The organism is Hymenobacter daeguensis (assembly GCF_054780555.1).
The window spans coordinates 13,746-33,656 of sequence record NZ_BAAGWC010000031.1; the positions used below are offsets into that span (position 1 = coordinate 13,746).

A 19,911-nucleotide genomic window follows, 5' to 3' on the forward strand; every position below is an offset into this window, starting at 1 on the left:
ATCAAGTGCCTACCATTCAAGACCTTGCCCGCCTGCTGGAGGCCGCCGCGCCCCTCGCCTACCAGGAAAGCTACGATAATGCCGGCCTGCAATGCGGTGACCCACAGGCCGAAATAACCGGCGTGCTGATAACGCTGGACTGCACCCCCGCCGTGGTGGCCGAGGCCGTGCGCCGGGGCTGCAACGTGGTGGTGGCGCACCATCCGGTCATTTTCCGGCCCCTCAAACGCCTCACCGGGGCCAATGAAGTAGAGCAAACCATCATTGCGGCGCTCAAAAACGACGTGGCCATCTACGCCGCCCACACCAACCTCGACAACGTGCGCGGCGGCGTCAACGACAAGCTGGCCGAAAAATTAGGGCTGTTGAAAACCCGCGTGCTGGCCCCGCAAAGCGGTACCCTGGCCCGCCTCGTCACCTACGTGCCCAACCGCCCCGAAGACCAGCAAGCCGACGTGGCGGGCCGCGTGCTGGCCGCCCTCTACGCCGCCGGAGCGGGCCAGGTAGGCCAGTATTCCGACTGCAGCTTCCGCACCGAGGGCACCGGCACCTACACGCCGGGCATGGGTACGCAGCCCGCCATCGGCACGCAAAACCAGCCCGAAGCGGTGGCCGAAGTACGGCTCGAAGTGCTGCTGCCGCTGCACCGGCAGGCGCAGGCATTGCGGGCGCTGCGGGCCGCCCATCCCTACGAAGAGGTTGCCTATGAGCTGATTAAGCTGGAAAACGTGCACCAGGAAGTGGGGGCCGGCCTGGTTGGTGAGCTGCCCGAAGCACTGGCCCCGGCCGAGTTCCGGCAGCTGCTGAAGCGGCAGCTGCTGGTACCGGTGGTGCGCCACACGGCCTTCGAAAAACCGATTAAAACCGTGGCCATCTGCGGCGGGGCGGGCGCGTTTCTGATTGGCGCGGCGCGGGCCGCCGGCGCCGACGCCTACGTGACCGGCGATGTGAAATACCATGAGTTTTTTGGAGCCGAAGGCCAGCTCATGCTCTGCGACGTGGGCCATTTCGAGAGCGAACAGTTTACGGGCGAAGTGTTCCGGGATTTGCTAACGGCCGGATTTTCGCGTACTTTTGCGGTCTTAATCGCCGAAACCCCTACGAACCCCGTTCAGTATGACTGCTAAAAGTGCCGCCGTGGCCCCCGCCGACGTTCCCGTAGCCGCCAAGCTCGAAGCCCTGCTCACCCTGCAGCACCTCGACTCGCAGCTCGACGAAATCCGGCGCGTGCGCGGTGATTTGCCCGAGGAAGTGAGCGACCTGGAAGATGAGATTGCGGGCTACGAAGTGCGCGTGAAGAAATTCGACGAGGACATTCAGGGTCTTAACGACTTCATCAAGAGCCGCAAGCAGGCCAGCAAAGACGCGGAGTCGCTCATCAAGAAGTACGACGAGCAGCAGCAGAACGTGCGCAACAACCGCGAGTTCGAAGCCATTGCCAAGGAAATTGAGCTGCAGCGCCTGGAAATCCAGATTGCCGACAAGAAAATCAAAGAGGCTCAGTACCAGATTGATGTGAAAAACGCTGAAATCAGCGGCACGAAATCGAAGCTGGACGAGCGCCGCAAGGACCTCGACACCAAGAAGAGCGAGCTCGACACCATCATCTCGGAAAACGAGGAGGAAGAGCGCAGCATCATGGCCCAGCGTGAGGAGGCCACCAAGCCGGTGGAAGACCGCCTGCTGACGGCCTACACCCGCATTCGCGGCAACGTGCGCAACGGCCTGGCCGTGGTGCTGGTGCGCCGCGATGCCTGCGGCGGCTGCTTCAACACGGTGCCGCCCCAGCGCCAGGCCGACATCATCTCGCACAAGAAAATCATCGTGTGCGAGCACTGCGGCCGGATTCTGGCCGATGTGGAGGCCCGCATCTCGTAATTTTAACCGACTGGTTTTGATTGAAAAAGGAACGGCGCTGCCGTTCCTTTTTTATTGTTTGGCTTTGCTGCTTCATGATGTATCGCCCGCTGGCTGATTTTGCAACCCGGATGCGCGCCTGCCGGGCGGGGCTGCTGCTGGCGGCTTTGGTGAGCAGCCCTGGCCCAGGCCAGGCAAGTCCGCGCTGGCAGCAGGCAGCCGATACTGCCCAACCGGAAATCAGCAGCCAGGGGTTCGATGCGCTCACCGCCAACAGCCGCCGCGCTTACGCGGAGGTGCTGAAGCTGCGCCTGAACGTCGCCCGCGACCAGCTCCGCCCGGAGCTGGCCAGTACGCCCACGGCCGCCGCGCCCCTGCTGGTGGCCAACTGTGCCGATTTTGTGGAGCTGCTCTGCACCCAGGATGCCAGCCGCTACGAGGCGCTGGTTGCCCGCCAGGAAGCCCGTCTGGACGCCCTGGACGATGCGCCCGCCAGCGCCCTGCGCGATTACGCCCGGGCCGAAATAACGCTGCACCTGGGGCTGAGCCAGCTGCTGTTCAAACACCTGGTGGTGGGCGGCTACCACCTGCGCAGCGGCTACCACCAGATGCAGGACGTGGTGAAGCGCTATCCCGGCTTTATACCGGCACGCAAGACGCTGGGGCTTTGCGAGTTTGCGGTGGGCACCCTGCCCGAAGGCTACCACTGGCTGCTGCGCCTGCTGGGCCTGACGGCCAATCCGGCCACCGGCCTCCAGCGCCTGGCCCAGGCCGCCACCCAGCCCAACGACTTCCAGACCGAAAGTCAGATTTACCTGGCCATGATTCGGGAGGGCTACTACAAAAAACCGGAAGAAGCCCTGCGCCTGACGGAGCGTCTGGTGGCCCAACAGCCCGATAATCTGCTGTTTGCCTACCTGCTCATCAGCACCAATAAGCGCCAGCACCACGGCGATGCCGCCCTGGCCGCCTACCGCAGCCGTCCCATCGGCACGGCTTATCTGGCCATCCCCTACCTGCACCACATGGCCGCCGATTTGCTGCTTTACAAAGGGGATTATGCAGATTCGGAGCGGGAAAACCTGGCTTTTCTGCGCGATTACAAGGGCCAGCACTACCGCAAGGACGCGGCCTTCAAGCTATACCTGGCGGCGTGGCTGGGCGGGCAGCCGGCTGCCACGGCCGCCCGCTACCGCGAGCTGATTAACCGCCCCGGCCCTGCCGACGTGGAAGAAGACAACTACGCCCAGCACTACTACCACGAGGCCGTGGCCCTCAACCCCGTCCTTACGCGTGCCCGCCTGCAAAGCGACGGCGGCTACAACCAGCAGGCGCTCAGCACCCTGCGCAGCTTCCATGCCACGCCCGGCACGCTGTGGCGCGACCGCATTGAGGAGCCTTACCGCCGGGCCCGCGCCTTCCAGGGCCTGGGGCAGCTGGACTCGGCCTGGTTTTATTTCGAACGCACCCAGACGGTGGCCGGGCCTAAGGCTCCGTACTATTTCGCTCCGCAGGCGGCACTGCAACAGGGCTACATGGCCCTGGGCGCGGGCAATAAGCCGGTAGCGCGCAGGTATTTTGAGAAAGCGCTGAACTATCCCTGGCACGAATATAAAAACAGCACCGACGCCAAGGCCAAACTGGCGCTTCGGGAGTTAAAGTAACCCGACCTTTGGGCCGGGCTTTCCTGATTGTTTGTTGTGTCAACTTCTTCCGAAGCTTTTTTTTCGATTGCCCTGGCCGAGCTGCCCGCTGATTTTCAGGCCCGGGCGCTGCGCTGGGGGGCGGGCTTTGCGCACTGCTGCTACTTCGAGCCCAATGACCTGGGCTATCCGCAGGGACCGTTCGAGCGCCTGCTCGCGGTGGCACCGACCGGCGCCGCGGCGGCTTACTCACTCGCCGAATTAGGAAGAATGTCGTCGTCGCAGGCAGCCGCCAGCTTGCGCTGCGGCTTCATTACCTACGACCTTAAGAACGATATTGAGGAGCTGACAAGCCGGAATTTTGCGGGCTTTACCTGGCCTACGCTTCACTTCTTCACGCCCCAGACCTGGCTGCACTGGCGCGCAGACCGGCTCGAAATTCACGGCCGCACTGCGGGCGTTCTGGCGCAGATACTGGCGCAGCCACGGGTGGCTCAGGCTGCGCCTCGGGTGCCGGCTCTGCGGCCGCGCCTGCCCAGGGCCGACTACCTGCGCGCCGTGACGGCCGTTCGCGAGGACATTCTCAGCGGCGAAGTGTATGAGCTGAACCTCTGCCAGGAATTTTACGCCGAACACGTGGCGCTGGAGCCCGTGGACGTATTCTGGCGGCTCATGCAGGCCTCGCCCGCGCCCTTTGCCGGCTTCGTGCGCTGGCACGACCATTTCCTGCTCTGCGCCTCGCCCGAGCGGTTTTTGGCGCACCGCCACGGCCAGCTGATTTCCCAGCCCATCAAGGGCACCATCCGGCGCGGCACCACGCCGGAGGCCGACGAGCAGCAGCGCCAAACGCTTTTCCACGACGAAAAAGAGCGCGCCGAGAACCTCATGATTGTGGACCTCGTGCGCAACGACCTCGCCCGCGTGGCCCAAACCGGCACCGTGCGCGTGCCCGAGCTGTTCGGCCTCTACCCTTTCCGGCACCTCTGGCAAATGATTTCGACTGTCGCGGCCGACCGCCATCCGGCCGCGAATCTGGAAGCTATTCTGCGCGCCACCTTCCCCATGGGCTCGATGACCGGGGCGCCGAAAATCCGCGCCATGCAGCTCATTGAGCACTACGAACGCAGCCGGCGCGGCCTCTACAGCGGTAGCATGGGCTACGTGCGGCCCGATGGAAGCTTTGACTTTAACGTCGTCATCCGCTCGCTGCAATACCGCCAGGACACGGGCTACCTGAGCTTTCAGGTCGGCTCCGCCATCACCTACGACTCCGACCCGGAGCGGGAATACGAGGAATGCCTGCTGAAAGCCAAGGCGTTGCTGGAAGTATTAGGGGCGACCATTGAGTAGGGTGCGGGGCTTGCCCCTGCCCACAATTCGCGCCGTTTTAACAATGCTGTTCAACGGCGGGCGTGGGCAAGCCCCGCGCCCTACATTATTCTGCCATTCTGTCATTTTATCCTTACCCACCGTATCTTTGTTGTCCGCCGAAACGCGTTTAGAATATGGCCCAACCCCTGTTAACCCTTGATTTTTTAGACAAAGCCGCGCCCACCGCCGAGGCTACGCCCAGCGGCGACGTGCGCGTGACGGCCGCTACCCGCACCGGCCGCCAGCGCAAGCTCTACATTGAGAGCTACGGCTGCCAGATGAATTTCTCGGACTCCGAAATCGTGTCCAGTATCCTGTTCGACGAAGGGTTCGATACCACCGACGACCTGGCCAACGCCGACCTCGTGCTGCTCAACACCTGCTCTATCCGCGAGAAGGCCGAGCAAACGGTACGCATGCGCCTCAAGCAGATTAACTCGCACAAAAAGCGCAGGCCCGGCATGCTGGTGGGCGTGCTGGGCTGCATGGCCGAGCGCCTGAAAAGCAAGTTTCTGGAAGAAGAGAAGATTGTGGACCTCGTGGTGGGCCCCGATGCCTACCGCGACCTGCCCGGCCTCATCAGCCAGGTGGATGGCGGCCAGAAGGGCGTGAACGTGCTGCTGAGCCGCGAGGAAACCTACGCCGACATCACGCCGGTACGGTTGAATTCGAACGGCGTGTCGGCCTTCATCAGCATCATGCGCGGCTGCGACAACATGTGCTCGTTCTGCGTGGTGCCCTTCACACGGGGCCGTGAGCGCAGCCGCGACGCGCACAGCATCATTCAGGAAGCCAGCGCGCTGGTAGCGGCCGGCTACAAGGAAGTGACGCTGCTGGGCCAGAACGTGGACTCCTACAAGTGGGCCTCGGCCGACGGCACCGAGCACGTCAACTTCGCCCAGCTGCTGGAGCGCGTGGCCCTCATCAGCCCCGCGCTGCGCGTGCGCTTCTCCACCTCGCACCCCAAGGACATTACCGACGAGGTGCTGCACACGATGGCCCGCTACGCCAACATCTGCAAGTACATTCACCTGCCGGCGCAGAGCGGCAACTCGCGCGTGCTGGCCCTGATGAACCGCACCTACGACCGGCCCTGGTACGAGGAGCGGGTGGCGAAAATCCGCGAGATTCTGGGCGACGACTGCGCTATCTCGACCGACATGATTGCCGGTTTCTGCTCCGAAACCGAGGAGGAGCACCAGGACACGCTCAGCCTGCTCGACCTGGTGAAGTACGACATGGCCTACAACTTCTTCTACTCGGAGCGCCCCGGCACGCTGGCCGCCCGCAAGCTGGCCGACGATATTCCGCTCGAAACCAAGAAGCGCCGCCTGCAGGAAATCATCGACCGCCAGCAGCTGCACGCCCGCGCCCGCTACGCCCGCATGGTGGGCAAAGTGCATCAGGTGCTGGTGGAAGGCCCCTCCAAACGCTCGGCCGAACACCTGAGCGGCCGCAACGACCAGAACCAGGTGGTGATTTTCCTGAAGGGCACCGCCCAAAAAGGCGATTATGTAAACGTGCTGGCCACCAGCACCACCGGCGCAGCCCTGCTGGGCGAGATTGTGTAGGAACGCGCCACGGCGCGTTCGGTAACTGCGCACCCTCCCGCGCTGTTTTAGAGGCATTCCCAGGCAAGAACGCACCGTGGCGCGTTCCTCCCATTTTATTCATTCTGCTTTTCCTTTGACACCTTCCGAAATTCAATCCATCAAGCTCCGGTTCGGCATCATCGGCAATGCGCCGGCGCTGAACTACGCCATTCAGGTGGCCGCCCAGGTGGCGCCTACGGATATGACGGTGCTCATCACCGGCGAAAGCGGGTCGGGCAAGGAGTCGTTTTCCAAGATTATCCACGCCTTGTCGCCGCGCAAGCACGGGCAGTTCATTGCCATCAACTGCGGCGCCATTCCCGAAGGCACCATCGACTCGGAGCTGTTTGGCCACGAGAAAGGCTCTTTCACGGGGGCGAATGAGGCCCGCAAGGGCTACTTCGAGGTAACCAACGGCGGCACTATTTTCTTGGACGAAATCGGCGAGATGCCGCTCGGCACCCAGGCCCGCCTGCTCCGCGTGCTGGAGAATGGCGAGTTTATCCGCGTCGGCTCTTCTAAAGTCCAGAAAACCGATGTGCGCGTAGTGGCGGCGACCAACGTGAATCTGCTTGACCGCGTGCAGGCCGGCACCTTCCGCGAAGACCTCTACTACCGCCTCAATACGGTGCCCATCACGGTGCCACCGCTGCGTGAGCGCGGCGATGATATTTACTTATTGTTCAGGAAGTTTGCTTCCGATGCAGCGGAGCGATACCGGACGCGGCCCATTACGCTCACGCCCGACGCGGTGCCGGTGCTCACGCGCTTCCGCTTCCCCGGCAACATCCGCCAGCTCAAGAACATTGCCGAGCAGATGTCGGTGCTCGAAACCGACCGCGACGTGGATGCCCGCCGCCTCGCGCCCTACCTGCCGCAGGACCAGGCCAGCCGCCTGCCCATGCTCCTCGGGCCGGGTGCCCCCGATGGCTCGGCCGCCGGCTACTCGGAGCGGGATTTGCTCTATAAAATCCTGTTCGATATGCGCCGCGACATGACCGACCTCAAGAAGATGGTGCTGGAGCTGGCCACCGGCCAGCGCCCCCACGAGGCCCAGGAATTGCTGCGCCAGAACAGCCACCTGTTCAACAATACGGCGGCGCCCGGCGCGTTTGAGAGCAGCCCGGGGGCCGAATACTTCCTGCCGCCGGCTTCCGGCCCTTACAACAGCGAGCCCGCCACGAGCTACGAGGATGCCACGCCCGTGGAGGACATTCCGCACGAAACCGAGGAGGAAACGCTTTCCCTCGACATCAAGGAGCGCGAGATGATTCTTAAGGCCCTGAAAAAGCACAACAACAAGCGCAAGTACGCCGCCCACGACCTGGGCATCTCGGAACGCACGCTGTACCGCAAACTGAAGCAATATGACCTGGAGCAAGTTTAGTAGAGCCGCCTGCCTGCCGCTGTTTGCGCTCTGCTTTTTGCTCAGCGGCTGCGGCATCTACTCCTTCAACGGCACCAACATCGACCCGGCGGTGCGCACCATTTCCATTGCCACCATCACGAACAATGCCCCGCAGGGACCGGCTTTTCTCACGCAGCGCTTCACCGAGGACTTAAAGGACTACTTCCAGCGCAACACCAACCTCAAACTGGTGCCGCGCGACGGCGACCTGCAATTCGATGGCAACATTGTGGCCTACGATTTTGCGCCGGCTTCCATTCAGAAGGTTAACGGCGTGGACCAGGCCGGCTCCAACCGCCTCACCATTCAGGTCAAAATCCGCTTCACCAATACAAAGGACGACAAGCAGAGCTTCGAGCAGGTGTTTCAGAATTTCGACGACTACGCCTCCAATCGCAACATCGCCACCATCAACAACGACCCGAGTGCCGTGAAGACCACCACGGATAAAATCATTACCGACATTTTCAATAAGTCGGTGGCTAACTGGTAAGCGCCGAATCAGTTGGCCCATACAGCGGCGGCTCACCGGGTGGTGAGCCGCCGCTGTTTTACCGGGAATGCCGATTTTTTTACGAGAAAGCAGCGCGGCTATTTGCGTAAATTAGCGTAATGTTGCGCCCCGCTAACGCACCTGCCATCCGGATTTCAGGCCATTTCAATCCCTGACAACGGCCCTTATTTACGCTACCCCCTCCCCGTGACCCGCGCCACGCTCCTGCACGTTCTCGACCGTCCCACGGCCCTCGGCCCGGCCGAAGTGCGCGAGCTTGAACAGCTGGCCCAGGCGTTTCCGTACTGCCAAACGGCCCACCTGCTGCTGGCCAAAGCCGCCCACGACCAGGGCACCATGCTGGCCGGCCAGCGCCTGCGCCGCGCCGCCACCTACGCCGCCGACCGCACCCTGCTGCGCCGCCTCATTGAGCTGGTAGAGCCTGCGGCCATCGAACCTGCCCCTCAGGCAGCGGCCCTCGCTGCGCCCGCCGAAATGGCGGAGCCGGCCCGGCCCCAGCCAGCTGCTTTGGCCACGCCAGCCGCTCTTCCGACTCCGGCCCCCGTAGCCAGCGCGCCGGAAGTACCAGCACCGGTGCCCACCCCTATTCCCGAAGCAGCCCCGGCAGCCGCACCGGCAGTGGTTGCGGAAGCCGCTGAAGAAGCCGCCGCACCGGAGCTCCCGGTGGCCGTTGCTGCGGAGCCGGTTCCGGCGGTGCTGGCTCCGGCCGTTGTGGCTCCGGAAATACTTTTTATTTCCGACACGCCAGCCCTGGAGCTGCCCGTCGAAGCGCCGCTGCCCGCCATTGCCCAAGCGTCAGAGGCCCCAACCGAAGCACCTGTAGCGGAAGCCCCCCTGCCGGTAGCGCCGCCGCTTATCAGCACCCCAGAACCCCTGACGGCACCATCCGCACCCCAGCCAGCGGCCATCACACCCGTCGATTTGGTTGACCAGAAAGGCGTTAGCATTCAATCGGCTGCTCAGGCTGCGGAAACCGCGCCGGAGGACAGCCTGGCGCCAGAACCAATGCCTGACGAAGCCGATTTGCCGGCGCAGGCGCCCGCCATCCGGCCGCCCGTGGAGGTTGGCGAGGCGCGCTTTGAGTTCGGCTTAGCGGAGCCGCCGCCGGCAGTGGTGCCCACTTATGAGCTGCCGGGCCTGGTAGATGAGTTTGCCGCCTCAGCGGTTACGCTCAGCCTCGGCAGCATCGGCGCGCTGCTCCCCGCAACCGAGGAGGCTCTGGAGCCCGCTTTCACGCCTGCCGCCTTCACCGGCGATGCAGCCGTGGGCTATTCTTTCGGTGAAAGCAGCCGCCTGGGACTTTCCATGCAGCTGCTGGACCTGCTGGCCGCCCAGGCCGAAGCGGCCGAAGCTGCCACGGCCGTAGTAGCCGCTGCTCAGCCGCCGGCCATGGCGCTGCCGCCCACCGGCACCTATTTCGAGCCCGACCCGCTGCTGCTCGACCACTGGGCCACGCACTGCCCGCCACCGCCGGCCCAGCCCTCATCGCTCGACCTGATTAACAACTTCCTCAAGCGCCAGCCGCGTCTCACTCGGCCGGCCATGCTGCCCCCCACCACCGGCGGGCAGACCGACCTGAGCGCCCGCAGCACCAACGCCGCCCCCGACCTGGTTTCCGAAAACCTGGCCCGTATTTTCGTGCGACAGGGGAAAATTGCCCGCGCCATTGAGATTTATGAAAAGCTCATGGTGAAGCAGCCGGAAAAAATGGCGTACTTTGCAGCCCAAATTCAGTCTTTGCAACCTTCTGCGTAATTCGCAGCTTTAGCTTTTCCCCTTTCATGTTCGTCGCTCTCATCATTCTCATTCTCGTTGTGTGTTTCCTGCTGGCCCTCGTGGTGCTGGCCCAAAACCCCAAAGGCGGCGGAATTTCCAGCCAGTTCAGCGCCGGCGGGGCCGCCAGCATGATGGGCGTGAAACGCACCGGCGACCTGCTCGAAAAACTCACCTGGGGCTTCGCCATCGGCCTGGTTGTGCTGTCGCTCGGTTCGCACATGCTTACCTCGACGGGCGGTGGCCCGGTGCGCAGCGTGAACCAGCAGCGCGCTTTGGAAACCAAGCTGCCCGCTCCTACGGCTCCGACCGGCCCGGCCCCGGCCGCGCAGGCGCCGGCTGGTGCCAGCACCGCGCCCGCCACGGCTCCGACCGAGCAGCCGGCTCCGGCTCCCGCCCCGGCCGACAAGAACTAACTGCAGCGCTACCGGCGCTATTCGTTTTGAGAAAGCCGATGTCTCCCTTGCGGAGGCATCGGCTTTTTCTTTGCTTACCATCCCGGGCTTCAGGCCGGTTGGCTGCTGCCTAATTGGTAGCAGCGGCGGCCGCATCCGCCACTTCTGCCACCTGGCAGCGTCGGAATGTGTCCATTTTGTCAGGTTTGTAGGGCTGGCACGAGAAGTGACGCAGGGCCGAACACAAAAGATTTCCACTTAATTCAACCCAAATACACCCAAAATGGCACTGGACTATAAGCCTAATGCAGACAAAGTGGTGGTACGCCCCGCTGCTGCTGAAGAGAAAACGAAGTCTGGAATTATTATTCCTGATACTGCTAAAGAGAAGCCACAACGCGGCGAAATCGTAGCAGTTGGTGAAGGGAAGTTTTCTCCACAAGGTGTTTTGATTCCAACCCAACGTAAGGTTGGAGAAACGGTCCTCTACGGTAAATATGCCGGCACTGAAATCACCATTGAAGGTGAGGATTACTTGATTATTAAAGAGGAAGATATTCTCCTCATTAAAATCTAATCCACAATCATCTTCACAAACTCAAGTATTTTCCCTGAAAATGGCTAAGAACATCCAATTCGACACCGAAGGCCGCGCCCGTTTGCAGGCCGGTGTGAACAAACTGGCGAACGCCGTGAAAGTGACCCTCGGCCCCAAAGGCCGCAACGTCATCATCGATAAGAAATTCGGCGCTCCCTCCATCACCAAGGACGGCGTGACCGTGGCCAAGGAAATTGAGCTGCGCGACCCGATTGAAAACATGGGCGCTCAGCTCGTGAAAGAAGTGGCCTCGAAAACGGCCGACCAGGCTGGCGACGGCACCACCACGGCTACCGTACTGGCCCAGGCCATCTACACCGCCGGCTCGAAAAACGTGGCCGCCGGGGCCAACCCGATGGACCTGAAGCGCGGCATCGACAAGGCGGTTATCGCCGTGGTGGCCAACCTGAAGTCGCAGTCGAAAAAGATTGAAAACTCGGCGGAAATTGCCCAGGTAGGCGCTATCTCGGCCAACAACGACATGGAAATCGGCAAAATGATTGCCGACGCCATGGATAAAGTGGGCAAGGAAGGCGTCATTACGGTAGAAGAAGCCCGCGGCACCGAAACCGAAGTGAAAACGGTAGAAGGCATGCAGTTCGACCGCGGCTATCTCTCCCCCTACTTCGTGACCAACCCGGAGAAAATGGAGGTGGAGTTTGACTCGCCCTACGTGCTCATCTACGACAAAAAAGTGAGCACCATGAAGGAGCTCCTGCCCGTATTGGAGCAGGTTCTTCAGACTGGCAAGCCCCTCGTCATCATCTCGGAAGATGTGGACGGTGAAGCTCTCGCTACGCTGGTGGTGAACAAGCTGCGCGGCTCGCTGAAAATTGCGGCTGTGAAAGCTCCTGGCTTCGGCGACCGCCGCAAGGCCATGCTCGAAGACATTGCCACCCTCACGGGCGGTACCGTCATCAGCGAAGAGCAGGGCTACAAGCTCGAAAACGCGACCCTGGAATACCTGGGCACGGCCGAGAAAATCATCATCGATAAGGACAACACCACCATCGTAAACGGCAAGGGCTCGAAAGACGCCATCAGCGGCCGCGTGGCCCAGATTAAGGCCCAGATGGAAACCACCACCAGCGACTACGACAAGGAGAAGCTGCAGGAGCGCCTCGCCAAGCTGAGCGGCGGCGTAGCCATCCTCTACATCGGTGCCAGCACCGAGGTGGAAATGAAGGAGAAGAAAGACCGCGTGGACGATGCCCTGCACGCCACCCGCGCTGCCGTGGAGGAAGGCGTGGTGCCCGGCGGCGGCGTGGCCCTGGTGCGCGCCCTCGATGCTCTCGAAGCCGTTGACACCCTCAACGCGGACGAGCGCACCGGCGTGAACATCATCCGCACCGCCCTGGAAGCGCCCCTGCGCACCATCGTGGCCAACGCCGGCGGCGAAGGCTCGGTGGTGGTGCAGAAGGTACGCGACGGCAAAGGCGACTACGGCTACAATGCCCGCGAAGACCGGTACGAGAACCTGGTGGCCGCTGGCATCATCGACCCGACCAAGGTGACCCGTCTGGCCCTCGAAAACGCTGCTTCCATCGCCGGCCTGCTGCTGACGACCGAAGCCGTGATTTCGGACGAGCCCGAGCCCAAAGAGGCCGGCCATAGCCACGGCGACGGCGGCATGGGCGGAATGGGTGGCATGGGCGGCATGATGTAAGCCGAGCCGCTGGCAGCCCCTTGCTGTTAGTTCAGGAAAAAGCCCCGCTGGCAGTGCCAGCGGGGCTTTTTTTGCGGAAGCCAGCCATCTATTTTTGGGGCTTAATGGCTTTAATTTTCAAAAACGATAGCGCCACGATGAAGACAACCGCAGCGCCTAATCCAATCCAGTTGTAATGAAGCGCCTGGCATAAATCGCGACCATCTACTGTTGAAATGCAGTTGCTGGCTTCCGTTTCGTATTTAAGGCTAACCATTGTGCTTACAATGCCCAGCGCGCAAAACAGGAAGGCAAGTGCCGCCAGTACCTGCAGGGAACGATGGAGTCTTAGGGACATTGGCAGTGCGATAGCATTTGCATCGAAGATAGAGAAGAATCGTTGCTGCTTAGGCGGCAGCGCTTTTTTGCGTCTTAGGCATTTAGTCCGGAAGCCGTTGGCGAGCGGTTGGAATCCTCGGCTTCGTGCTGGCGGCAACTGGTCGGATGGCTTCACTATTGGATTGGGCCGGGCGAGGCTTGCTTGCTATTTTAGCCGGTATTTTTGGCTGGCTGTGCGTTTCTTTTCCTTTCGATTTCTGGTGTTGCTGCTGGGGCTGCTGGTGGCGGACCGCGCCGGGAAGGCGCAGACCTGGCGGCGCGACCCACTGCTGGGCCGCCTGCTCATCCACCAGATGGTGCAAGATGCCGCCGGGCTGCTGTGGGTGGCGGCCGATGAGGGCGTATTTCGCTACGATGGCTACGAGCTGGTGCCCCTGGCGGCCCTTACCGCCACGCCGGCCCCGGCCGCCATCGGCTATGCACAGGCGTTGGTATTTGATGAGCAGCAAGGGCTGTGGATTGGCAGTGCGCAGGGCTTGTTTTGCCTGCAGGGCCAGCGGCTGATGCCGGTGCCGCTGCCGGGCCGGGGCACCGCGCCGACGCATGTGTATGCCTTGGTGCAGCACCCGCGCTCCCACGACATCTGGGTGAGCTACGACAACCAACTGGCCCGTCTGCCCGGCGGGCAGCTGCCCGCGCAGGCCGTCCCCTCGGGCCTGAGGGCCCCGGCCACCTGGCTGCACCCTGATGGAGCGGCGAGTGTGTGGGTGGTGTCGGTGCTGCACGAGCTGGGGCATGGCACGGCAGCGGGCATTGCAGCGGAACGGGTGCAGATGCGGGGCGAGTTGCAGCCCGTGGCGGGCACGCAGCCGCTCCAGCTCATGGGCTCGAATGCGCTGTATGAGGCCCGGCCCGATGGCTCGCTGCGCGAGGTGTTGCGCTGGTTGCCAGGGCCGGATGTCAACAATTTTGCTCCCGGCCCTACGCCGCACGGCTGGCAATGGGTGGTGGCCCGCCAACTGGTGCAGCTCAGCTGGAAGCCCGGCCAGCGCCTGCCCACCGTGGCGCAGCACCCGGTGGCGTTTGAGCGCGAAGGCCAGCTCAGTCGGCAATACACCGTGTACACCGACGCCGGTGGGCTGCGCTGGAGCGCCAGCACGGGGCAGCGCGGCTGTTTTAAGGAGCGGGCGGCCGGGGCAGCCATCGAATTAGTGCCGAGCCGGCCGCTGCCCAGCTACAGCACCCGCGTCATCAGCCGCCTGCCCGATGGGCGGTTGCTGGTGGGCGCCTACGGGGCCACGCTGGTGCAGGCCGCCGATAGCCCGCGGGCGCCGCTGCATCCGCTCCCCCTGAGCGAGGATGGACGCCCCACGGATGCAGTGCTGCTGGATGTGGCCATTGCGCCCACCGGGCAGGTGCTTTTTTCGGAAGAAAACCATGCGTTTGGCAAGCTCACCCCGCACACCGGGCAGGTGACGCGCCTGGCCTGGACGGGCACCACCGGCGAGTTTACCAGCAGCCTGTGCGTGCTGCGCGACCCGCGCGGCCGGCTGTGGGGCGGCACCACCCGGGGCCTCTACGTGCTCGATGCCGTGAACCAGAAGGCCCGGCCCTATCCCGATTCGGCGGTGGCGCGGGCGCTGGCCGGGCAGGAAATTCAGAAGCTGGCCGCCGGGCCCGATGGGCTGCTCTGGCTGGCCACCAGGCACGGCCTCTACCGCCTCAATCCCGAAACCCACGCCCTGACCCACTACGGCACCACGGAAACCGGCCCGCATTTGCTGCCCGCCGACGATGTGCTCTGCCTCTGGCCCACGCCGCAGGGCGAGGTGTGGCTGGGCACCCGCGACCAGGGCCTGCAGCTGCTCAACCCAACCCGGGGACTGGTGCGCCGCCTCACCACCGAAAATGGCCTGACCAGCAACACCGTGGCCACCATCCAGCCCGGCGGGCCCGACGAGCTGTGGTGCGGTACCTACACCGGCCTGCTGCGCTACAACCTACGCACCCGCCGCCTCACCCTGCTCACGGAGGAAGACGGCCTCGCCGATGCCGAGTTTAACCGACTTTCGGCCTACCGTGCCCCCGATGGCACGCTGTATTTTGGCGGTGTGGGCGGGGTGTGCCGCGTGAATCCCACCGTGGCGCAAACCACGCTGCCGAAAGTCCCGCAGCTACTGCTCACAGGCTATACTCAGCATTTGAGTGCGCTTGATACCACCCAAACCTTCTACCTCGCGGGCCGCCGCACACCGGCCCTCACGCTGGCCCCGCACGATGCTTTTCTGGAATTGAGCCTGGCCCTGACCGACTACCTCACGCCGGAGCGGGCCCGGTTTCAATACCGCCTGCTGGGGGCCGGCGACCCGCGCTGGCGCACGCTGGGCACCACGCATGTGCTGGCATTGCAGGGACTGCCGGCGGGCACTTACACCATTGAAGCGCGGGGAATTTCGGGGCGGGGCGAGGCGGCCCAGAACCACCTGCGCATCCCGCTGCGGGTAGAAGCGCTGTGGTGGCGGCAGCCCTGGACCTGGCTGCTGGCGGCCAGCGCGGTGGTCGCCGGGTTCTATGTCATCCACCGCCGTCGCGTGGCGCGCGTGCAGCACACCGAGCGCCTGCGCAATCGCATTGCCGCCGATTTGCACGACGAAGTGGGCACCCTGCTGGCCCGCGTGAGCATGCAGGCCGAGCTGCTGTCGCATACCCAGCCCAACCCCAGCCCGGCCCTCGACCGCCTGCTGACCAACAGCCGCGCCGCCGCCAGCACCATGCGCGACATCGTGTGGGGCATCGACGCGCAAGCCGATACCGCCGGGGCGCTCCTTGACCGCATGCGCGACCACCTCGACCAGACCGCCCGCCCCGCCGGCCTCAACACCCACCTCAGCATCACCCACCTCCCCGACCACCTGGCCCTGCCCCCCGAGCTGCGCCAGCACCTCTACCTCGTGTTTAAAGAAGCCGTGACCAACGCCGCCCGCCATGCCCACCATGCCACTGACTTATGGGTGACGCTGGCCCGCGAAACCGGCCAGCTGCGCCTCACCCTGCGCAATAATGGCGAGGCGGCCGGCACGTCCCGCAGCGGCATGGGCCTGCGCAATATGAAGCAGCGGGCTGCTGCTTTGCGGGGCACGCTGGCAGCCGGGCCGGGGCCGGATGGAGGGTTTTGGGTGGAGCTGGTGGTGCCGTTTTAGGAGGATTGAGTGGTAGAAAACATCATGCCCAGCGTGATGCGCTGCTTACATGAGCTCCCCTACAAATGCCCACGTACTGCCCGGCTCACCAGCTCCGTGCGGCCGTTTACCTGGAGCTTCTTATAGATGCGCTTGACGTAAGTGCGCACGGTTTCGACCGATAAATCCAGGCGGGCGGCCACCTGCTTATCGCCCAGCCCGTCGATGATGGCCTGCACCACTTCGCGCTCGCGGGCCGATAGCAGGTCGGATTGCACCGAGGGATTGGGCTTGAAATGGGCCAGCACCTTGCGCGCCACGGCCCGGCTCATGGGCGCACCGCCCCGCTGCACTTCCAGCACGGCGGCTTTCAGCTCGGGCAGGGGCGTGTTTTTGAGCACGTAGCCGCTGGCCCCCGCGCACAGGGCCTGGTAGATGCGGTCGGCATCGTCGAACACGGTTTGCATGAGCACGTCGGCATCGGGCAGGCGCTGCCTGATGATGGGCAGGGCTTCAATGCCGCTGAGGCCGGGCAGGTGAATGTCGAGCAGAATGACTTCGGGCGACTGGCGCACGTCGGGCAGCTCGCGCAGGAAGGCCTCCACCGAATCTGCTACCAACACACACTCCAGCTCGGGCTGACGGCACAGGTAGTCGTGCAGCAGCTCGCGCACTTCGGGGTCGTCTTCAACAATGGCCAGGCGGATGGGAGTCATAGCGGCAAGGTAGCACGTGGGGCGAATGAGCACATTTGCAGATATAACCTATTGCCGGCTGACGCGCAGCTGTACCGTTTGGCCGGGCAGCGCCACGGTGAGCAGGTAGAGGCCGGCCGGCAGCTGGGCCGCGTTGGCTACGGTTAGGTCTTGCAAGCCAGCAGCGGGCAGGTGGGTGGTTTGGCGCAGCACTTCGCGGCCCATCAGGTCGTGCAGCACCAGCTGCGCCAGACCGGCGGCCGGCGCTACCACCCGCACGGCCAGATTTTGGGTAAAGGGATTGGGGAAGGCGCTGGCTTCGGCGCGGCCCTCGGCCGCCGGGGCCACGGTCAGGGTTCGCACCGGCGAATAGCTGCCCGCGCCGTCATTGTCAACCTGATGCAAACGGTAGTAGAGCTGCGCCGCGCCGTAGCTGGCAATGGCCGCGTGGCGCAGGCTATACGCCTGGGCCGCCTGCGTGGTGCCGTGCCCAGCCACCCGGCCGATGGGCGTGAACGTGGCACCATCGCGGCTCACCTCGGCTTCAAAATACCGGTTGTTGCGCTCGGAGGCGGTAGTCCAGCGCAGCACGGCATCGGGGCCGCTGGCGGCTACGGCAAAGCTGCTCAGCTCCACGGGCAGCGGCGTAGGCGCGGGGCCGCTCAGCGTCCAGCCCGAGAGGTGCGTGAGGCCCGTGAGGCGGATGGTACCGGCCGAATCGGGCGCGACCGGGGCCAGCCGGGCGCTCACGGCTTCGGCGGTCCAGGGGCCGGTGGGCGTGCCGGGCGTGTAGGAATTGCTGCCGGTCAGCGGGCTGCTGAAAGGGCGCAAATCTGCGGCGGCAATGCCGTTGCGCTCGTGGGCGAAGTAGTGGAAATCCATCGTCAGGTCGAAGCCGCTGTCGGGCCCCCCGAGGTCGGCCACGTAGTAGCGCAGGATGCCGGCGCGGCCATTCACGCCGGGCTGGGCCGTGCCGGTGTAGCGGTTGAGCCGGACCCCGCCGGGCGTGTTGCTGCTGCTGGTAGAAAGCGTCAGGCCCAGGCCGCTGAAGTCTTCGGCCACGCCCTGGCCCACGGCGCGGTTGGTTTGAATGCGGCCGACCACGTAGCTGGTTTCCGACTCGTGCACCAGCTGGGCCGAAGAGAAGAATTCGCCCGCGAACAAATTGTCGTTGTACAGCTCAATCCAGACCCGGCCGGTGTTCAGAACGCCACCGTCCATCGTGAGGCGGTGGTCGAGGCGCAGCTGGGAAGTGAGCGTGGCCGTGCTGGTCGAGCTCATGCGCAGGTCGTACAGCTCACCCAGGCCCGACACCTGCTGCGGCGCACTGCCGCGCAGCTCCACCGTGCCGCCCACCACCGCAGAAGGGTCCGACGAATTGAGGAAACTGGCGTAAGGCTCGCGGCAAAGCAGGTTGCCCGACACGGCCAGCGTCCCGCTCAAAAAGCTGAACTGCGTGTACTTGTCGATGCTCAGCGTGTGTACCTCGGCCGTGGCGCTGGTGCTCAGGCTGGGCCAGTGAGCAATGCCGCCGGTGTTGAGCACCGAGGCGTTGGTGAGGGCCGTGGGTACGCCCGCGCTCCAGTTGGCCGCATCAAACCAGTTGCCGCTGCTGGTGCCGGTCCAGGTGGTGGTGGGCAGGGCATCGTCGGTGGTGGCGCAGAGGGCGAAGGTATCGTGCTGGTAGTTGCCGGCTATCCAGGCCCGCACGTAGAGCACTTCGCCGGGCGTGCGGCCGGTCAGGCGCACGTAGGAATAGCTCACGCCGCTGCCGTTGTCGTCGCAGGTCAGCGGCGTCAGGCTGCCACAGGTGCCGGCGTACACGGCCAGGCCGGTGTTGTACACGTTGCTGCTGCTCTCGCTGGTTTCGAGCATGATGATGCCATTGGCCGGCACCGTGACGGTGTACCACAAGTCGCTGCCCTGGTAGTTGGCGCAGCTGGGGTCGGCCACGCCGGTGCTGGCGCTGGCCCCTTCGGTCATCACCACCGGGGGGGCCGTGCAGGCCAGGCCCACGGGCAGGGCAATGGCACCGGCACAGTCGTCGTTGGCCGGTGCGGGGCCGGTAGTGAAGCTGACCGAGGCGCTGGTCGGCTGGCTGCTGCCGCAGTCGCTGGAAACGTCCACGGTATAGGCCGTGGCGGGCAGCAGGCCGGTAATTTGCTGGGGAGAGCCGCTGGTCGTCGTCGTTTGGGCCGAGCCGCCGACGGGCGTGTAGGTGATGGTGTAGCCGGTGGCCAGCGCGTTCGGCACGAAGCTAATCGTGGCTTTGGTGGCGCTGATGCCGCTCACAGCCACGCCCGTGGGCGCACCACAGGGCGGAATTTCCTGCACGCACAGGCCAAACTGACCTTGGGTGTAATTGCCGTACGTACTGGCCCGTAGGTAGAGCACCTGGCCGGGCGTGAGGCCACTCGCCACCAGGCGGGAGAAGTAATTATTCCAGTCGATGTCCTCGTTGCAGCCCACTTCGCTCAGCGTGCCGCAACTGCCGCTGTAGAGCGTGAGCTGGGTGTCGTCGACGGGGCTGCCGGCCACCGCGCTGCTGGTTATCTGCAGGTTGCCGGACGCGGGCACGGTGAGGGTGTACCACACGTCGCCGCCCTGGTAGTAGGCCGCGCAGGTGGGGTCGGCCAGGCCGGGCGTGTCCGTGGCGTTGGCGTTGGAGGCCGTGAATGGGGTGCAGCCGCTGCCAACCGGGGCTACCGGCAGGACGATGGCTCCGGCGCAGTCGTCGTTGGCAGGGGCTTGGGCGTGCGCCTGGGCGGCCATAAGCAGGCTGCCGGCAAGCAGGAAGCGGCTAAAAAGCCGAACAGTAAAAGTGAGCATAGAGGCGATTAAAGATGCAGAAAACGACAGCAGGACTGCAACTGCCCGCAAAATTCCCCTGGCTCGTCCTTCC

15 protein-coding genes are annotated in these 19,911 nt (G+C 64.0%); 12 read left to right on the forward strand and 3 right to left on the reverse strand.

What is annotated here, in order from left to right; genetic code table 11:
- Nucleotides 1-5: 5 nt before the first annotated feature.
- The 11 genes from ACYVHT_RS20630 (at nt 6) to groL (ending at nt 12,817) form a co-directional block, all read left to right on the forward strand.
- The gene (locus tag ACYVHT_RS20630) at nt 6-1,127 is read left to right on the forward strand and encodes a Nif3-like dinuclear metal center hexameric protein (protein WP_460556630.1); all 1,122 of its coding nucleotides are present in this window, start codon (nt 6-8) and stop codon (nt 1,125-1,127) included.
- Entirely contained in the window at nt 1,117-1,878 is a 762-nt protein-coding gene (locus ACYVHT_RS20635; RefSeq protein ID WP_460556633.1) for a zinc ribbon domain-containing protein, read from the forward strand. Before ACYVHT_RS20630 ends, ACYVHT_RS20635 begins: the two co-directional genes overlap by 11 nt.
- Before the next feature lie 74 nt (nt 1,879-1,952).
- Nucleotides 1,953-3,521, forward strand: a complete 1,569-nt coding sequence (locus ACYVHT_RS20640; RefSeq protein ID WP_460556635.1) for a tetratricopeptide repeat protein — start codon at nt 1,953-1,955, stop codon at nt 3,519-3,521.
- Nucleotides 3,522-3,557: 36 nt separating this feature from the next.
- A complete protein-coding gene (locus tag ACYVHT_RS20645) occupies nt 3,558-4,850 on the forward strand; it encodes an anthranilate synthase component I family protein (RefSeq protein WP_460556638.1) in 1,293 nt (430 codons plus the stop codon).
- Nucleotides 4,851-5,005: 155 nt separating this feature from the next.
- Nucleotides 5,006-6,442, forward strand: a complete 1,437-nt coding sequence (gene miaB / locus ACYVHT_RS20650) for a MiaB/RimO family radical SAM methylthiotransferase (RefSeq protein WP_460556641.1) — start codon at nt 5,006-5,008, stop codon at nt 6,440-6,442.
- Nucleotides 6,443-6,557: 115 nt separating this feature from the next.
- Nucleotides 6,558-7,850, forward strand: a complete 1,293-nt coding sequence (locus ACYVHT_RS20655) for a sigma-54 interaction domain-containing protein (protein ID WP_460556644.1) — start codon at nt 6,558-6,560, stop codon at nt 7,848-7,850.
- Entirely contained in the window at nt 7,831-8,364 is a 534-nt protein-coding gene (locus tag ACYVHT_RS20660; protein WP_460556647.1) for an LptE family protein, read from the forward strand. The genes ACYVHT_RS20655 and ACYVHT_RS20660 overlap by 20 nt, the downstream gene beginning before the upstream one ends.
- Nucleotides 8,365-8,571: 207 nt before the next feature.
- On the forward strand, nt 8,572-10,140 hold the full coding sequence (locus ACYVHT_RS20665) for a hypothetical protein (RefSeq protein WP_460556650.1): 1,569 nt from the start codon (nt 8,572-8,574) through the stop codon (nt 10,138-10,140).
- Nucleotides 10,141-10,166: 26 nt separating this feature from the next.
- On the forward strand, nt 10,167-10,574 hold the full coding sequence (gene secG / locus ACYVHT_RS20670) for a preprotein translocase subunit SecG (protein ID WP_460556653.1): 408 nt from the start codon (nt 10,167-10,169) through the stop codon (nt 10,572-10,574).
- Between the two features lie 262 nt (nt 10,575-10,836).
- Nucleotides 10,837-11,130, forward strand: coding sequence for a co-chaperone GroES (locus tag ACYVHT_RS20675; protein WP_460556656.1), 294 nt, complete (start codon nt 10,837-10,839; stop codon nt 11,128-11,130).
- Between the two features lie 40 nt (nt 11,131-11,170).
- A complete protein-coding gene (gene groL, locus ACYVHT_RS20680; RefSeq protein WP_460556659.1) occupies nt 11,171-12,817 on the forward strand; it encodes a chaperonin GroEL in 1,647 nt (548 codons plus the stop codon).
- Nucleotides 12,818-12,905: 88 nt separating this feature from the next.
- On the opposite strand, the gene ACYVHT_RS20685 is transcribed toward groL, so the two are convergent.
- A complete protein-coding gene (locus ACYVHT_RS20685; RefSeq protein ID WP_460556662.1) occupies nt 12,906-13,310 on the reverse strand; it encodes a hypothetical protein in 405 nt (134 codons plus the stop codon).
- Nucleotides 13,311-13,368: 58 nt separating this feature from the next.
- Between ACYVHT_RS20685 and ACYVHT_RS20690 the strand changes: the two genes are divergently transcribed.
- Nucleotides 13,369-16,335, forward strand: coding sequence for a sensor histidine kinase (locus ACYVHT_RS20690; RefSeq protein ID WP_460556665.1), 2,967 nt, complete (start codon nt 13,369-13,371; stop codon nt 16,333-16,335).
- A 59-nt stretch (nt 16,336-16,394) separates the two neighbouring features.
- On the opposite strand, the gene ACYVHT_RS20695 is transcribed toward ACYVHT_RS20690, so the two are convergent.
- On the reverse strand, nt 16,395-17,030 hold the full coding sequence (locus ACYVHT_RS20695) for a response regulator (RefSeq protein WP_460556668.1): 636 nt from the start codon (nt 17,028-17,030) through the stop codon (nt 16,395-16,397).
- Between the two features lie 48 nt (nt 17,031-17,078).
- The gene (locus ACYVHT_RS20700) at nt 17,079-19,838 is read right to left on the reverse strand and encodes a fibronectin type III domain-containing protein (RefSeq protein ID WP_460556671.1); all 2,760 of its coding nucleotides are present in this window, start codon (nt 19,836-19,838) and stop codon (nt 17,079-17,081) included.
- Between the last annotated feature and the right edge of the window lie 73 nt (nt 19,839-19,911).

Bases quoted from the DNA above. Each gene is read 5' to 3' on its own strand.
- ACYVHT_RS20675 (WP_460556656.1), top strand. From the start codon at position 10,837: ATGGCACTGGACTATAAGCCTAATGCAGACAAAGTGGTGGTACGCCCC.
- secG (WP_460556653.1), top strand. From the start codon at position 10,167: ATGTTCGTCGCTCTCATCATTCTCATTCTCGTTGTGTGTTTCCTGCTG.
- ACYVHT_RS20635 (WP_460556633.1), top strand. From the start codon at position 1,117: ATGACTGCTAAAAGTGCCGCCGTGGCCCCCGCCGACGTTCCCGTAGCC.
- ACYVHT_RS20660 (WP_460556647.1), top strand. From the start codon at position 7,831: ATGACCTGGAGCAAGTTTAGTAGAGCCGCCTGCCTGCCGCTGTTTGCG.
- ACYVHT_RS20695 (WP_460556668.1), bottom strand. From the start codon at position 17,030: ATGACTCCCATCCGCCTGGCCATTGTTGAAGACGACCCCGAAGTGCGC.
- groL (WP_460556659.1), top strand. From the start codon at position 11,171: ATGGCTAAGAACATCCAATTCGACACCGAAGGCCGCGCCCGTTTGCAG.
- ACYVHT_RS20700 (WP_460556671.1), bottom strand. From the start codon at position 19,838: ATGCTCACTTTTACTGTTCGGCTTTTTAGCCGCTTCCTGCTTGCCGGC.
- ACYVHT_RS20640 (WP_460556635.1), top strand. From the start codon at position 1,953: ATGATGTATCGCCCGCTGGCTGATTTTGCAACCCGGATGCGCGCCTGC.
- miaB (WP_460556641.1), top strand. From the start codon at position 5,006: ATGGCCCAACCCCTGTTAACCCTTGATTTTTTAGACAAAGCCGCGCCC.